The sequence below is a fragment of the Sphingobium sp. UBA5915 genome, assembly GCF_002431195.1.
GTDB lineage: Bacteria > Pseudomonadota > Alphaproteobacteria > Sphingomonadales > Sphingomonadaceae > Sphingobium > Sphingobium soli.
Genome location: NZ_DJDV01000031.1, coordinates 1 through 15,054, shown reverse-complemented (window position 1 = coordinate 15,054; position 15,054 = coordinate 1). Strand labels below are relative to the sequence as shown.

Genomic DNA, 15,054 nt, shown 5'->3' with positions numbered 1-15,054 from the left:
AGCAAAACCGGTCGGGTGTCAGCGCGAAACCAAGTCGCGGCTGAGATAGACCTGTGCAACGCGGCCGTCGCGGTCCAATGTGCAGGTGAAGCGGCGGGTTTGGCCGGTGGGGGCGCGGGTGCTGGCGCGCTGTTCGACTTGGCCATCGATATTGTAGCCGCCATTGGCTGCAGCGACTGGGCTGGCCATGCTGCGCACCTCGGCAAAGCCGCCGTCGCGCTCGGCTTCGTCGCGGGCTGCGCGGGCGCAGCTGTCGGCGAGCGCATCGTCCTGCGCGGCTATGTCGGAGAAATCGGCTTCGTCGACAGGCGGTGGCGGCGCGTCGCTGCCCAGATCATCGCCATAATCAGTGCCGGCGCGGGGCGGTGGCGCGTCATATTCGCCGCCGGTGATGGGATCGCGGACCTTGCGGTCCTTCGACATCGAATTGGCGACGATCGCGACGGCGCCCACCAGAGCGGCCACGCCAATGGCGTCGCCCAGGCCAAAGCCGTCGCCGCGATGGCGGTGATGCCTGTCCCAGCCGCGATCCCAGCCCCGGTCCCAACGCGGACGGGCTTCCGCCGCGCTGACGCTGCCCAGCAGCAGGCCCGCGCTCACCAGCGCTCCGGTCATCCAGCGTGTCTTGGTCCCGATCATGCTCATTGGCCTCCTGCGACTAAGGGAGGCATAACGTGCGCCGGCTGTCCAGCGGCTGAACGGGGCGCGGCGGCGGGGCGCGGGGCGATCGCCAGGCCGGTGAAATGGGCCGCGAAGGCGTAGCTGTCGGCATATTCGTCGATCAGCTTGTCGACCGGTTTGCCTGCGCCATGACCGGCGCGGCTTTCGACCCGCAGCAGGCGCGGTCGCGCGCCAAGGTCAGCGGCCTGGAGCGCCGCGGCATATTTGAAGCTGTGGGCGGGAACGACGCGGTCGTCGGTGTCGGCGGTACTGACGAGGATGGCGGGATAGTCCGCCTCGCCCGCTATATTGTGATAGGGCGAATAGGCGTAGAGCAGCGGGAAATCCCGCTTGTCGGCGGGCGAGCCATAATCGTCGATCCAATAGCGGCCGGCGGTGAATCTATCGAAGCGCAGCATGTCCATGACGCCCACGGCCGGCAGCGCGGCGGCGAACAGGTCGGGCCGCTGGTTCACCACCGCGCCGACCAGCAGACCGCCATTGGAGCGCCCCTCTATCGCAAGGCCATCAGGCGGCGTGAAGCCATTGGCTTTGAGATACTCCGCCGCGGCGATGAAATCGTCGAACACATTCTGCTTGTTGGCGCCGCGCCCGGCATCGTGCCACGCCTTGCCATATTCGCCGCCGCCCCGCAGATTGGCGATGGCATAGACCCCGCCCTGCTCCAGCCAGGCCATGCGGGTGGCGGAATAGCCCGGCGTCAGGCTGATGTTGAAGCCGCCATAGCCATAGAGGATGGTCGGCGCGGCGGTCGCGCTATCGGCCAGCGCTCTCTTGCGCAGGATGGTGAGCGGGATCATCGTCCCATCCTTCGACGGGTAGAGCCGCTGTTCTATGCCATAGTCGTTCGGGTCGAAGGGCAGGTCGGGCTGGGCGAAAAGCTGGAACTGACGGGTCGCGGTGTCGAAGCGATAGATGCTGGCCGGCGTGACGAAGCCGGAAAAGCTGAAAAATGTCTCCGGATCGCCCGACCGGCCGCCAAAGCCAGCCGCCGTACCGAAGCCCGGCAGCGGCACGTCACCCACCCTGCGCCCGTCAAGTTCGACCAGTTCGGCGATCGTCTGCGCGCCGTTCATGGAAGCGAGGATCAGGCGATCGCCCACCAGCGCGCCGCCGACCAGCGTCTGGGCGCGTTCGGGCACGATTTCCTGCGCGCGCCTTCGGGGATTGGCGGCGTCGAGCGTGACCACGCGCCGGTGCGGCGCGCGATGATCGGTGAGGAAATAGAGCGTCGATCCCCGGCTGCCGATCAGCCGCCAGTCCTGCGCGGGACCGCGCACCAGCCTGCGCAGGACGATGGGGCCGCCGGTCAGGGGTGCGACATGGATTTCGCGGCGCGGGTCGATGCCTTCGAACGAGCTGACGACCAGCCAGCGCCCATCGGCCGTCACCTGCGCTTGATGGCTGAGCCGGGGGCGGTCGGGCGTGGCATAGATCAGCTGATCCTGCCCCTGAGACGTGCCGATGCGGTGATAATAGAGGCTCTGGCCAAGGTTGGTCGACCGGAACGCTTCGCCGGGACCGGGTGCGGCGAAACGGGAATAGAAAAAGCCTTCGCTGCGCCCGTCCCAGGCGGTTTGCGAGAATTTGACCCATTGGACGGCATCGTCGAGCGTGCGGCCGCTATCGACGTCGATCAGGCGCAGCGTGCGCCAATCGCTGCCCGCATCCTGCACGCCATAGGCGAGCATCCGGCCGTCGGGCGAGGGCGTCCACTCCGCGAGCGCGCTGGCGCCATCCTGCGCCCAGCTGTTGGGATCGAGCAAAATCCGCTGCCTGCCCGTCAGCCCTTCGCGCACATAAAGCGGGGTCTGATTTTCCAGCCCCCGGTTATAGCCATAGAAATAGCGGTCGCCCGCCTTGCGGGGGACAGTGTAGCGGCCATGGGCGAAGAGCGCCTGCAAGCGCGCCTTGAGCGCCTCGCGCCCCGGCAACGCGTCGAGATAGCGGCGAGTGAGCGCATTTTCCCGCGCCACCCAGTCGCGGACCGCCGGATCGGCGCGCAGGTCATTTTCCAGCCAGCGATAGGGATCGGCGACCGGCACGCCGAAATGATCCTCCACTATGTCCTGCCTGCGGGCGAGCGGATAGCGCAGCGCCGGATCGCTCGCCGCGATCGCCGCGTCGTCGGGATGTGCGCGCAGCATGGCCGGGGCAGCGGCCAGCCAGAGCGACAGCAGGATCAGGGCGAAGCCGCGCATCCTCTCTTCCAAGCTCTTTTATACATAACCAAAACAGGCCGCGCTTCCCATAAAGGAAACGCGGCCTGTCGGTAAAGCATCCCGTCCCGCGGCGCGGGACCGCGAAGATCAGGCGGCTTCGAAATCATCCTCGTCGGCGCCCTGGACCGGACCGGAATCCTGACCCTTGGCATCGACGTCGCGGTCGATCAGTTCGATGATCGCGACCGGGGCGGCGTCCGACGCGCGGAAGCCGGCCTTGATGACGCGGGTGTAGCCGCCGTTGCGGTCCTTGTAGCGTTCCGCCAGCACTTCAAACAGCTTGGTCAGCTGCGCATCGTCCTGGAGCCGCGAGCTGGCCAGACGGCGATTGGACAGGCCACCCTTCTTGGCGAGGGTGATCAGCTTTTCGACATAAGGACGCAGTTCCTTGGCCTTGGCGGTGCCGGTCAGGATCTGCTCATGCTTGATGAGCGAGGCGGCGAGGTTGCGCAGCAGGGCGGTGCGATGACCGGCGCTGCGCTGAAGCTTACGATGACCGATTTTGTGACGCATGTTCGTTTCCTTCGTTCGTTAAGGGCCCGTGTGAGGTAGCCCAGACCAGGCGACCGTTGAGGGTCGTCGCCCATAACCCATTCCGTTCGATTCGAGCCTGTCGAGAATTGTTCTCGACCGACGCGTCTCGACAAGCTCGAAGCCTGTCCTGAGCGACTGCTGCAAGCAGTCAGTCGAAGGGCTGCTCGAACCGAACGGCGGTTGGAGTTTAGCCCAACAGCTCCTGTTCGAGCTTCTTGGCCATTTCCTCGATATTTTCCGGCGGCCAGCCGGGGATGTCCATGCCAAGGCGCAGACCCATCGACGAGAGCACTTCCTTGATTTCGTTCAGCGACTTGCGGCCGAAATTGGGGGTGCGCAGCATCTCGGCCTCGGTCTTCTGGACCAGGTCGCCGATATAGATGATGTTGTCGTTCTTGAGGCAGTTGGCCGAGCGGACCGACAGTTCCAGTTCGTCCACCTTCTTGAGCAGATAGCGGTTGATCTGGTTGGCGTCGCTTTCTCCTTCCGAAGCGGCGGCGCCAGCGGCATGGCCGGTGGCGGGCGCAGCGGCGGGCAGCGCGTCTTCGAAGTGGACGAACAGCTGGAGCTGGTCCTGCAGGATGCGCGCAGCATAGGCCACCGCGTCTTCCGGCGTGACGGTGCCGTCGGTTTCGAGCGTCAGCGACAGCTTGTCATAGTCCAGTTCCTGGCCGACGCGGGTGTTGTCCACCTTGTAGGCGACCTGACGGACCGGCGAATAGAGCGCGTCGACCGGGATGAGGCCGATCGGCGCATCGGCCGGACGGTTGGCGACGGCGGGGACATAGCCCTTGCCGACGTCAGCGGTCAGTTCCATGTTGAGCGTCGCGCCCTGGTCAAGGTGACAGATCACCAGGTCCGGGTTCATCACTTCGATATCGCCCACGACGCTGATGTCGCCGGCCTTCACCACGGCAGGGCCGGTGGCGGAAAGCTGAAGCCGCTTGGGACCTTCGCCTTCCATCTTCAGCGCGACCTGCTTGATGTTGAGGACGATGTCGGTCACGTCTTCGCGCACGCCGGTCAGCGACGAGAATTCATGCAGGACGTTCTCGATCTTGATCGAGGTGACCGCCGCGCCCTGAAGCGAGGACAGAAGAACCCGACGCAGCGCGTTGCCGAGCGTCAGGCCGAAACCGCGCTCCAGCGGCTCGGCAACGAACGTCGCCTTGCGCTTGCCGTCGCCCGACGCCTTGATCTCGAGGCTGTTGGGCTTCTTCAATTCCTGCCAGTTCTTCATGTTGACAGTCATGTATTTCCCCTGGGGATGGGCCGAAACGCTGTATGATCCTGACCCGACAGGAACGTTCCGGCGATGCAAACGGGAAAACGGGCGACGCGTCCGCCGCCCGCATGTCATGCAACGCTGCGGTTAGACGCGGCGACGCTTGGACGGACGCACGCCATTGTGCGGGATCGGCGTGACGTCACGGATCGAAGTGATGTGGAAGCCCACGGCCTGGAGGGCGCGCAGAGCCGATTCACGGCCCGACCCCGGACCCTTGACTTCGACCTCGAGGGTGCGGACGCCGTGTTCGGCCGCCTTGCGGCCGGCGTCTTCGGCGCAGACCTGCGCGGCATAAGGGGTCGACTTGCGGCTGCCCTTGAAGCCCATCATGCCGGCCGAGGACCAGCTGATCGCATTGCCCTGGGCATCGGTGATGGTGACCATGGTGTTGTTGAAGCTGGCGTTGACGTGCGCGACGCCGGCCGAGATATTCTTGCGTTCGCGGCGCTTAATGCGCTGAGGTTCGCGTGCCATTTTGCTCTATCCTACTGAAACTTGTGAGGCTGGAGGCGTCATCCCGTGGGAGAGCTGCCTCCGGCGGAGAAGAAGACGAAACAGTCCCCCGGACTGTTTCTTACTTCTTCTTACCAGCGATCGGCTTAGCCTTGCCCTTGCGGGTGCGCGCATTGGTGTGCGTGCGCTGGCCGCGAACCGGCAGGCCCTTGCGATGACGCAGGCCGCGATAGCAGGCAAGATCCATCAGGCGCTTGATGTTCATCGCGGTTTCGCGACGCAGGTCGCCTTCAACCGTGTGATCGGCGTCGATGGCTTCACGGATCTGGAGGACTTCGGCGTCCGACAGGTCCTGAACGCGGCGGCTATGGTCGATGCCCAGCTTGTCGGCGATCGACACGGCGGTGTGGCGGCCGATGCCGTGAATGTAGGTGAGCGCGATGATCACGCGCTTGTTGGTCGGGATGTTAACACCCGCAATACGTGCCATGGTAAACTATTCTCCTGCTCCACAGGGCGCTTGCGCAACCCTATCTCAAAGCGTCCGGGCCATGCTTCCCTGGCAAGGAAGAATGGCCGATTTCCTATCCCCCCAGACGCAAAAAAGACGGCCAGTGCGAAAAGCACTGCCGCTCGCCAGCGTGTTGGGGAGGGTCGCCATTAGCGATTCGGTACATCCAAGTCAACCGCGCGGCCGGGTTTCCACGCGAATCTCAAACAGCTTGGGCCAATATTTTCCAGTGACGAAAATCCGGTCCCGCGCCGCGTCATAGGCGATGCCATTGGTCACGGCTTCATTGTCGGTGACGCCCGCCTTCGCGCGCAAGGGCGCAAGATCAATCCAGTCGATCACCGTGCCCGATGCCGGGTCGATGCGGGCGATGCGCGTATCATACCAGATATTGGCCCAGATTTCGCCGCGCACATATTCCAGTTCATTGAGGCGCTGCACCGGGCGGCCGTTCCAGGTCACGGTGATGCGCCTTTGTTCAGCCAGGCTGTCGGGATCAAGGAAGCGCAGCTGCGCCGTGCCGTCGCTCATGATGATGTGCCGGCCATCCTGGGTCAGCGCCCACCCCTCCCCTTCATAGCGGAATTCGCCCTGCGGCGCGAAGTCGGCCAGCGACCAGACGAAACCGCGCCGGTGCCGCCAGGTCAGGCTGACGATCCGATCCTTCCAGTTGACGATGCCTTCACCGAAATAGGGCGGATCGACGACGCGGCGTTGCAGCACCTTGCCGCTTTTGAGCGCCACCTTGCGAATGTCGGAGCGGCCCTCAAGCCCGGTGCTCTCGTAAAGCGCGCCGTCGTGATAGAAGAGCCCCTCGGTAAAGGCGGACGGATCGTGCGGGTAGGTTTTGACCAGGGTCCAGGGCGTTTGCGCCTGGGCGGGCGCACCGAGGAGACAGGCGGCGAGGACCGCCAGCAGCGCGCGGATCATACCGCAGCTTCCCCCGCGATCGCCGCTGCGAGCCAATCGGGCAGCAGCGCCGGGTCCAGCCCCTCCACGCGGCGCAGTTCGATCGACAGGCCAAGATCGGGCAGGGCGGCGCGCTGGCGCTTGTCATCCGCCTCGCCGAGCGGGACGGCGACCAGCCGGCGGCTCACCTTGTTGCGATAATGCATGCGCGCGGTATTTTCCTGCCCGACATAGCAGCCCTTGTCATAATCGACCCCTCCCAGTTCCTGCGCATTGGTTTCCAGCCAGAGGACCTGGTCCTGCCCCAGCTCCTCCACCCCTTCGAACACGCCGAGCGAGAGACGATGGGCGCGGAAGGCGGCGGCGGCATCGCCCTCCCCCGCGTCCGGGCTGGCTGGGGCGAGCCAGCGATGGCCGAGCGCGGGAAGGCGCGGATCATGCGGCTGGTCGGCCGCGTCAGGGGACCAGTGCACCGCCAGCGCCTCTTCGCGCGCGATCGTCACTTTGCGGCGCAGACGATAGAGGGTGAGGCGCTTTGCAAGCATGTCGGCCTGCGAAGCCTCGCAGTCGATCAGCACGTCGCCGCCATCTTCCCACAGGATGACGTCGAACAGCGCCTTTCCCTGCGGCGTCAGCAGGCCGGTCCAGCGCGGATGGCCCGGCTGCAATGTCAGGACATCGCGGGTCAGCAGGCCCTGAAGAAAGGCGCGCGCCTCCTCCCCGGAAATTCTAAGGAGCGCGCGGTCAGTGAGGGTGGTGCCGGTCATCGGCTTTAGGTAGGACGGCAACAGGACGAAGCCAAGCCGTTCGCGCGGCCAGAGCAGACAGGAATTTGCCATGACCCAGACTTTCGACATGATCCTGAAGAACGGCACGGTCCATACGCCCGGCGGCGCGGAGCAGGTCGATGTGGGCGTGCGCGGCGGGAAGGTCGCCGCGATCGGCACGTCGCTGGGCGACGCGGGCGAAGTGATCGATTGCACGGGCCTGGACGTGCTGCCCGGCTGCATCGACAGCCAGGTTCATTTCCGCGAACCGGGGCTGGAGCATAAGGAAGATCTGGAATCGGGTAGTCGCGCCGCGGTGCTGGGCGGTATCACCGCCCTGTTTGAAATGCCCAACACCAATCCCAATACCGACACCGCCGAGCGGGTGCATGACAAGCTGAAGCGCGCGCATCACCGCATGTGGTGCGACCATGCCTTCTATGTGGGCGCGACCGCCGATAATGCCGAGAAGCTGAAGGAACTGGAGCGCATTCCCGGCACGTCGGGGGTCAAGATCTTCATGGGGGCGTCGACCGGCAGCCTGCTGGTCGATGACGACGACGCCCTGTCGCGCGTGCTGGCGAGCGGCACGCGCCGCGTCGCCATCCATGCCGAGGACGAGGCGCGGATGAATGCGCGCAAGGATTTGCGGGTGGAGGGCGACCCGTCGTCGCACCCCGTCTGGCGCGACGATGAAAGCGCGATGATCGCCACGAAGCGGATCATCGCGCTGGCCCGCAAGGCGCGACGCCGTATCCACATCCTGCACGTCACCACGCCCGCAGAACTGGAATATATCGGCCAGAACAAGGATATCGCCACCTGCGAGGTGACGCCGCAGCATCTGACGATGGCGGCCGAGGACGCCTATCCGCGCCTGGGCACCTATGCGCAGATGAACCCGCCGATCCGCAGCGCCGCGCATCGCGATGGCCTGTGGTTCTGGCTCAACCAGGGCGTGCCCGACGTGCTGGGCAGCGACCATGCGCCGCACACGATCGAGGAGAAGGCCAAGCCCTATCCTGCCAGCCCCAGCGGCATGCCGGGGGTGCAGACGCTTATCCCGCTGCTGCTCAACCATGTGGCACAAGGGCGGCTGACGCTGCGCCGCTTCATCGAGCTGACGTCGTCGGGACCGCAGCGCGTGTTCGGGCTGGTGGGCAAGGGGCGGATCGCGGTCGGCTATGACGCGGATTTCACTGTGGTCGATCTCAAGAAACAATGGACCGTGGACAGGGACTGGCTGGCGTCGCGCTGCGACTGGTCGCCCTTCGACGGCGATCGGCTGACCGGCAAGGCGGTCGGCACCATCATTCGCGGCAACCGCGTGATGTGGGAAGACGCGCTGGCCAACGATGCGATCGGCGAGCCGGTGCGGTTCGAGGCGACCGAGTATAATTGAACCGGGTCAGGCGGCCGCCGCCGTCCGGTTGCGCCGGGCGGTGGCGATGCTGTCGCCGGCGAAGAGGATGAGGCCGATCCAGATGAGGCCGAAGCTGAGCATCTGACCGATGCTCAGCACCTCCCCCAGCAGCAGGACGCCGCACAGAAATTGCAGCGTTGGGGCGATATACTGCATCAGCCCCAGCGTCGCCATCGGCAGGCGCTGGGCCGCGGTGGCGAACAGCACCAGCGGCACGGTGGTGACGCCGCCCGACAGGATCAGCAGGGCGCTGGTGGGGAGGTCCTGCCCGAAGCCGATGCCGCCATGGCCCGCTTCCCAGATCAGATAGGCGATGGCGAGCGGCGCGAGCAGCGCGGTTTCGACGCCCAGGCCCGTCATAGGCGCGACCGGCGTCAGCTTGCGCAGCAGGCCATAGAAGGCGAAGCTGAAGGCCAGGGTCAGGCTGATCCAGAGGGTGGTGAGCGCCGATGCGGCGAGGATGGCAACGCCAATGGCGGCAAGACCGATGGCCAGCAGCTGGAACCGGCGCAGCCGTTCCTTGAGCACGAGGACGCCCAGCAGGACATTCACCAGGGGATTGAGGAAATAGCCCAGGCTGGCGGCAACGACGTGATTGTCGTTCACCGCCCAGACATAGGTCAGCCAGTTGATCGCGATCATCAGCGCCGATCCGGCCAGCGCCACCACCAATCGCGGATTGCCAAATGTTGCGCGAAATACCGGCAGCGTGCCGCGCCAGGCCAGGATCGGCAGGATCAGCAGCAGCGACCACAGGATGCGCTGCGTCACGATCTCTATGGCGTCGATATGATGCAACAGGCGAAAGAAGAGCGGCAAAAGCCCCCACAGCCCATAGGCAGCGGTCGCGGCCAGCAGGCCGCGCCGGGTTTCGGCCTGCGTCTGCGTCAGAAAATGCCTCCGCCCAGAAACAGGCGCAGCGCGCCGAAGGCGGCGACGATAAGGCAGAAATACTGGCCGCTTTTCTTCGACGACATCAGGCCGATGAAAGCGCCGAACAGCGCGATCGGCACCAATATCCAGTTGAGCGCCCCCAAAAGCGGCAATACCGCCGGGATCATGAGGATTAGGGTGACAAGGCCGATAAAGCCTGACAGGAGGTTGAGCATAGCCAATCCATGCCCCCGAACCTGTGCCAGAGCAAGACAGGTGACCGGTGCCAGTCAATCGAAACTGGCCTTTCGGCAAAAAATCGGCAGATTCACCAAAAGTCCTAACGAATGTTTAACCTTCCCTCTTCATCGCTCATTTACAAAGGAGTGAAGAATGGCCCTGTTTCGATCCGTATGCGCCGCGTCGCTGCTGCTGGCGCTGGCCGCCTGCAACAAGAAGGACGGGGATGGCGACCTTGCCGCCCTGGACGCACAGCTGACCAATAATGCGGCGGACCCGGCGATGAAGGGGGCGCTCAATGATCCTATCTTGGTCGATCCCCAACTGGTGGGGCAGGCCAATCGCGACGCCGTGCGTCCCGCAGACAAGCCCGCCACGGGCGCGGTGCCGGTGATGAGCGGGGACGCGGCCAAGGCGCAGGCGCAGGCCGTACGACAGGCGGGCGGCAAATTGCTGTCGGCTCCTGCCCCGACCACGGGCGAGGCGATGGCGTCCACGGTGACGCTGGGGGCGGTGGCGCGCGAACAGGCTGCGGCGAAGGGCGGCAATGCGAACTGCACCAAGAAACTGAAATATGGCATGGAATGGGCCCAGCGCCTGCCCGAGGGCTTTCCCCTCTATCCCGGCGCGCAGCTGATGGAAGCCGCCGGCGCGCAGACCGATGGCTGCACGCTCCGCGCCGCCAGCTTCGTGACGGCGGTGCCACGCCAGGGAGTGATGGACTATTATTATACGCTCGCCCGCCGCGCGGGCTATGATGGCGAGCACAAGATTATGGGCGGCGATCATGTGCTGGGCGGCACCCGCGCATCCGATGGCGCAGCCTATTTCATCCTGTTCACCGACGCGCCGGGCGGCCGCACCAGCGTCGACATCATCGCGGACCAGGGGCGCTAACGCCTCGCCCCGGCCGCGATTCGCACTGCCGCCGCGCGCCCGTCAGCCGCTATTGCGCAGGGCCGTGGCGATCGCGTTGATCGACAATTCAATGCCTTCCTTGATGCGCGGGTCTTCCTCCCCCGCGCGATGGCGCTTCAACAGTTCGACCTGCAACAGGTTGAGCGGTTCGATATAGGGCAGGCGCAGGCGGATCGAGGTTTCGAGAGCCGGGTTGCTTTCCAGCAGCCGGCTCTGCCCGGTCGCCTGCAACAGGCCGTCATGCGCCGCCTGCCAGCCTTCGCGGATGCGGCCGAATATGTCGTCGGCCAGCCCCTGATCCTCCACCAGCGGCAGATAGCGCGCGGCGATGCCAAGGTCCGATTTGGCGAGCACCATCTCCATATTGGCGAGCGCGGATTTGAGGAACGCCCAATGCTGCGCCATGTCCGCCAGCAGCGCCTTGTCCTCGAACCCGGCGAGCGCCTGGCCCACGCCATACCAGCCCGGCAGCATCACGCGCGCCTGCGCCCAGCTGAACACCCAGGGGATGGCGCGCAGGTCCTCGATCCGGCTGCTTTTCTTGCGGCTGGCCGGGCGCGAGCCGATCTTGAGGCCCGCAATTTCCTGAATCGGCGTCAACTGGCGGAAGAAATCGCGGAATCCTTCGGTGCCGTAGACCAGGTCGCGATAGGCGGCGAAGGCGTTCTTCGAGAGTTCATCCATCGCCCCGGCAAAGCGCGCGGCGTCCCGCTGCGAAATGCCCTCCGGCTCAAGGCTGGCGAGCAGGGTCGCACTGGTCGTCGCTTCCAGATTGGTCATGGCAACGTCGCGCGTGCCGAATTTGGCGGCGATGACTTCGCCCTGTTCGGTGATGCGGATGCGCCCCTGCACGCTGCCCTTGGGCTGGGCCTGGATCGCGGCGAAGGCCGAACCGCCGCCACGGCCGACCGCCCCGCCCCGGCCATGGAACAATTGCATCGCCGCGCCAGCCTCCGCAAAGACCGGCTCCAATGCCTTGCTCGCCTTGTAGAGGCCCCAGGTCGAGGTGATGTAACCACCATCCTTGTTGCTGTCGGAATAGCCGATCATCACTTCCTGATGGCCCCGCGCCTTCACCACGCCGGCAATTTCGGGCAAGCCGAAATAGGCGGACATGATCTTGGGCGCGGCCTCCAGATCGCCGATGGTTTCAAACAGCGGGATCGCCATGATCGCGGCGTGCGGCGGATCGCCATTGTCGCCCACGCGCCACAGCCCCGCCTCCTTGAGCAGGATGTTGACCTCCAGCAGGTCGGACACGCTCTGCGCCATGGAAATGATGTAATGGGTGATGCATTGCGGCCCATAAAGGCGGTGCGCCTCGGCGGCGGCATGGACGATCGCCAGTTCCGACGCGGTTTCGTCGGAATAGGCGGAAAAGCGCGATCCGAGCGGGCGGTTATTGGCGAGTTCACGACGCAGCAGGGCGATGCGCGCATATTCGTCGAGCGCGAGATAATCCGGCTCCACGCCCGCGACCTTGAGCAGCTCAGCAACCACGCGTTCATGCACGGCGCTGTTCTGGCGCATGTCGAGCGTGGCGAGGTGAAAGCCGAAGGTTTCGACCGCGCGGATCAGGCGGCCGAGCGCACCCCCGCTCGCCAGCGCGCCATTGCCTTCGCTCGCCAGTCCCTGCGCGACGACGACCAGATCATGGCGCAGGTCGGCCGGGCTGGCATAGGGTTCGCCCTTCAGCGCCGATGGCCGCGCCGGCTGATCCCCGGTCAGCGACACGCAGGTCGCGGCCAGGCGCGCATAGATGCCGCTCAGCGCCCGGCGATAGGGTTCATCCTTGCGGCTGAGCGCGTCGTCACCGCTGGCTTGCGCCAGATCAAGCACCGCCTGCGGCACATGGGCCAGTTCAGTCGAGAGCGACAATTCCGCGCCCAGCGCATGGACGCCGTCCAGATAATAAGCGATCGCCGCCGCCGCGCCGCGTTTCAGCGCATATTGCAGCTGTGGCGCCTGGACGAAGGGATTGCCGTCGCGATCGCCGCCGATCCAGCTGCCCACGCGCAGGAAACTTTGCGGCCGCGCGCCCAGCACACGTTCCCAGCGGGCATAAAGCGCCGGCAGCACCGGCAGGAAACTGTCGCGGAAATAGGCGAGGACATTTTCAATTTCATCGGCGACGAACAGCTTTTCCCGGCGCAGCGGCCGCGTCTGCCACAGGAGCGCGATCTGGCGAAAAATCGCCTCGTCCAGATTTTCGCCGTCCGCCGTCTCGGTTCGCCCCGCATCCTTCAGATGCATGAGGTCGGCAATGCGGTTCTTGTGGTCGATCATGCTCTTGCGCCGCACCTCGGTCGGGTGGGCGGTCAGCACGGGCACGATCAGGCTGTGCGCCAGCAGGTCGAGCACCGCATCACGCCCCACCCCCTGCGATTCGAGACGCTTAAGCGCAGAGGCGACATCGGCGCCCGGTTCGGCCGCCACGCCCTGGCGATCCTCGGCCAGGTTGGCAAGCATCGAGAACAGCATGAAGCCGCGCGTGAAATTCAGCGTGTCGTCAAGGTTGAGCGCGTCGAGCCCCGTGTCCGTGAGGTCCGCGCCCTGCACGCCGCGCGCACGATCGACCGATGCCGAGCGGATATATTCGGTCTGCTGGTAGAGTTTTTCCCCGCCATAGGCGCGAATGACATCACCCAGCAGCCGCCCGAGATAGCGGATGTCGGGATTCTGCGTGATCGCAGGGGCGGCTTGCTGTGCGTGGCTCTCCATGGAGGATATGCTGCACTGCGGCATGGGAATCGTCAAGGCGGATAGGGGCTTTCCATGCCTTTGCCGATCAATCGGCCTGCCGCTTCAAAAAGGCGATGATGTCGGCACGGTCGAGCGGGTCGGAGACGCCGGGATAGATCATCTTGGTCCCCGGCACGACCCGTTGCGGGTGGGCTATCCAGGCGTCGAGCGTTCGCGCGTCCCAACGGCCCCGCGCGTCGAGGAGCGCGGCGGTATAGCTGTAGCGCGCGCTTTGCTGCGCCATCGGGCGGCCATAGACGCCGTAGAGATTGGGGCCGCCCATGTCCGGGGAGCCTTTCGTCGCCTTGTGACATCCCGCGCACACGGCGAATTTCCGCGCGCCCGCATCGGCGTCGGCCACGTTCAAAAGCGCGTCGAGTGACGGATTGGGGCCGGCGGCGGCGAGCCGTTCAGCCCTGCGATCGTCGCCGCAGCCGGCCACGGCAAGCACCAAGATCAGGGCCATCGTCATCGCAAATCGGCGCACGTCATCGCTCCTTTTCCAACCGGTCCTAAAGGCGAAGAAGCCTGATGGACAGGGGACAGAGCGTCCGCCCCCTTTGCGCTCACCCCTTGCACTTGGCCGCCCGCTTGGGCCAAAGACGCTGCCGTGACCGCCAGCATCAGCATAGGAACCGATCATCACGGCAAGGACGTGCTGGTCGACGTGGAGGAATTGCTCGCCACCCGTCTGCTCGTCCAGGGCAATTCGGGATCGGGCAAATCGCATCTTTTGCGCCGGCTGCTGGAGGAAAGCGCCGCCATGGTGCAGCAGGTGGTGATCGACCCGGAGGGCGATTTCGTCACGCTGGCGGACGAATATGGCCATGTCGTGATCGACGCGGGCGACTATGATGAGCGCGAGATCGTCACCATGGCGAGCCGCATCCGCGAACATCGCGCGTCGGTCGTGCTGAGCCTCGATTCGCTGGAGCTGGAAGCGCAGATGAAATGCGCCGCCACCTTCCTGTCGACCCTGTTCGATGCGCCGCGCGACCATTGGTATCCCGCGCTGGTCGTGGTGGACGAAGCGCAGATGTTCGCGCCGGTCGCCGCGGGCGACGTGTCGGACGAGGCGCGCCGTCTGTCGCTCGCCGCGATGACCAACCTCATGTGCCGGGGGCGCAAGCGCGGCCTGGCCGGCGTCATCGCCACGCAGCGGCTGGCCAAACTCGCCAAGAATGTCGCGGCGGAAGCCTCCAACTTCCTGATGGGACGCACGTTCCTGGACATCGACATGGCGCGCGCGGCCGACCTGCTTGGGATGGAGCGGCGCCAGGCGGAGCAGATCCGCGACCTGGAGCGCGGCCGGTTCCTGGGCCTTGGCCCCGCGATCGCGCGGCGACCCGTCAATGTGAAGATCGGCGCGGTGAGGACCGGATCGCGCGGCGGCGCGCACAAGCTGATGCCGCCGCCGGTCGCCGCGACCGGGGATTTCCAGGAATTGCTGTTCGCCAAGGCCGAAGCGGACGCCCTTCCCCCGCCCCCGCCCC

Annotated in this window: 15 protein-coding genes; 3 read left to right on the top strand and 12 right to left on the bottom strand. The window is 65.5% G+C overall.

Annotated features, from left to right (window positions below; genetic code table 11):
* Positions 1 to 18: 18 nt before the first annotated feature.
* From B2V90_RS04440 to B2V90_RS04405, 8 genes are all read right to left on the bottom strand, one after another.
* Positions 19 to 645 carry a hypothetical protein gene (locus B2V90_RS04440; RefSeq protein WP_228221650.1) on the bottom strand — a complete coding sequence of 209 codons (627 nt, stop codon included), beginning with the start codon at positions 643 to 645 and terminating at the stop codon, positions 19 to 21.
* Positions 642 to 2,882, bottom strand: a complete 2,241-nt coding sequence (locus B2V90_RS04435; protein ID WP_228221651.1) for a prolyl oligopeptidase family serine peptidase — start codon at positions 2,880 to 2,882, stop codon at positions 642 to 644. The genes B2V90_RS04440 and B2V90_RS04435 overlap by 4 nt, the downstream gene beginning before the upstream one ends.
* Before the next feature lie 108 nt (positions 2,883 to 2,990).
* Positions 2,991 to 3,416: a 50S ribosomal protein L17 gene (gene rplQ / locus B2V90_RS04430; protein ID WP_009820565.1), complete on the bottom strand. Its 426-nt coding sequence runs from the start codon at positions 3,414 to 3,416 to the stop codon at positions 2,991 to 2,993.
* 208 nt (positions 3,417 to 3,624) lie between these two features.
* Entirely contained in the window at positions 3,625 to 4,689 is a 1,065-nt protein-coding gene (locus B2V90_RS04425) for a DNA-directed RNA polymerase subunit alpha (protein ID WP_037542000.1), read from the bottom strand.
* A gap of 120 nt (positions 4,690 to 4,809) precedes the next feature.
* The gene (rpsK, locus tag B2V90_RS04420; protein ID WP_004208752.1) at positions 4,810 to 5,199 is read right to left on the bottom strand and encodes a 30S ribosomal protein S11; all 390 of its coding nucleotides are present in this window, start codon (positions 5,197 to 5,199) and stop codon (positions 4,810 to 4,812) included.
* Positions 5,200 to 5,299: 100 nt separating this feature from the next.
* The gene (rpsM, locus tag B2V90_RS04415) at positions 5,300 to 5,668 is read right to left on the bottom strand and encodes a 30S ribosomal protein S13 (protein WP_009820563.1); all 369 of its coding nucleotides are present in this window, start codon (positions 5,666 to 5,668) and stop codon (positions 5,300 to 5,302) included.
* Positions 5,669 to 5,860: 192 nt separating this feature from the next.
* Entirely contained in the window at positions 5,861 to 6,619 is a 759-nt protein-coding gene (locus B2V90_RS04410; RefSeq protein WP_228221652.1) for a glutaminyl-peptide cyclotransferase, read from the bottom strand.
* On the bottom strand, positions 6,616 to 7,365 hold the full coding sequence (locus B2V90_RS04405; protein ID WP_228221686.1) for a YgfZ/GcvT domain-containing protein: 750 nt from the start codon (positions 7,363 to 7,365) through the stop codon (positions 6,616 to 6,618). Before B2V90_RS04405 ends, B2V90_RS04410 begins: the two co-directional genes overlap by 4 nt.
* A 70-nt stretch (positions 7,366 to 7,435) precedes the next feature.
* Between B2V90_RS04405 and B2V90_RS04400 the strand changes: the two genes are divergently transcribed.
* Complete coding sequence (locus B2V90_RS04400) at positions 7,436 to 8,767, top strand: dihydroorotase (RefSeq protein WP_228221653.1); 1,332 nt, start codon at positions 7,436 to 7,438, stop codon at positions 8,765 to 8,767.
* A gap of 6 nt (positions 8,768 to 8,773) precedes the next feature.
* Here the strand turns inward: B2V90_RS04400 and rarD are convergent, their stop codons facing one another.
* Positions 8,774 to 9,643 carry an EamA family transporter RarD gene (gene rarD, locus B2V90_RS04395; protein ID WP_323132795.1) on the bottom strand — a complete coding sequence of 290 codons (870 nt, stop codon included), beginning with the start codon at positions 9,641 to 9,643 and terminating at the stop codon, positions 8,774 to 8,776.
* Between the two features lie 32 nt (positions 9,644 to 9,675).
* Positions 9,676 to 9,897 carry a hypothetical protein gene (locus B2V90_RS04390; RefSeq protein ID WP_009820558.1) on the bottom strand — a complete coding sequence of 74 codons (222 nt, stop codon included), beginning with the start codon at positions 9,895 to 9,897 and terminating at the stop codon, positions 9,676 to 9,678.
* A 157-nt stretch (positions 9,898 to 10,054) separates the two neighbouring features.
* On the opposite strand from B2V90_RS04390, the gene B2V90_RS04385 reads away from it, so the two are divergent.
* Complete coding sequence (locus B2V90_RS04385; protein ID WP_228221654.1) at positions 10,055 to 10,798, top strand: hypothetical protein; 744 nt, start codon at positions 10,055 to 10,057, stop codon at positions 10,796 to 10,798.
* A gap of 42 nt (positions 10,799 to 10,840) precedes the next feature.
* Here the strand turns inward: B2V90_RS04385 and ppc are convergent, their stop codons facing one another.
* A complete protein-coding gene (gene ppc / locus B2V90_RS04380) occupies positions 10,841 to 13,540 on the bottom strand; it encodes a phosphoenolpyruvate carboxylase (RefSeq protein ID WP_293919821.1) in 2,700 nt (899 codons plus the stop codon).
* A gap of 67 nt (positions 13,541 to 13,607) precedes the next feature.
* On the bottom strand, positions 13,608 to 14,048 hold the full coding sequence (locus B2V90_RS04375; protein WP_293919819.1) for a c-type cytochrome: 441 nt from the start codon (positions 14,046 to 14,048) through the stop codon (positions 13,608 to 13,610).
* A 123-nt stretch (positions 14,049 to 14,171) separates the two neighbouring features.
* Between B2V90_RS04375 and B2V90_RS04370 the strand changes: the two genes are divergently transcribed.
* The coding region (locus tag B2V90_RS04370; RefSeq protein WP_293919816.1) for an ATP-binding protein at positions 14,172 to 15,054 on the top strand (883 nt) is incomplete at its 3' end.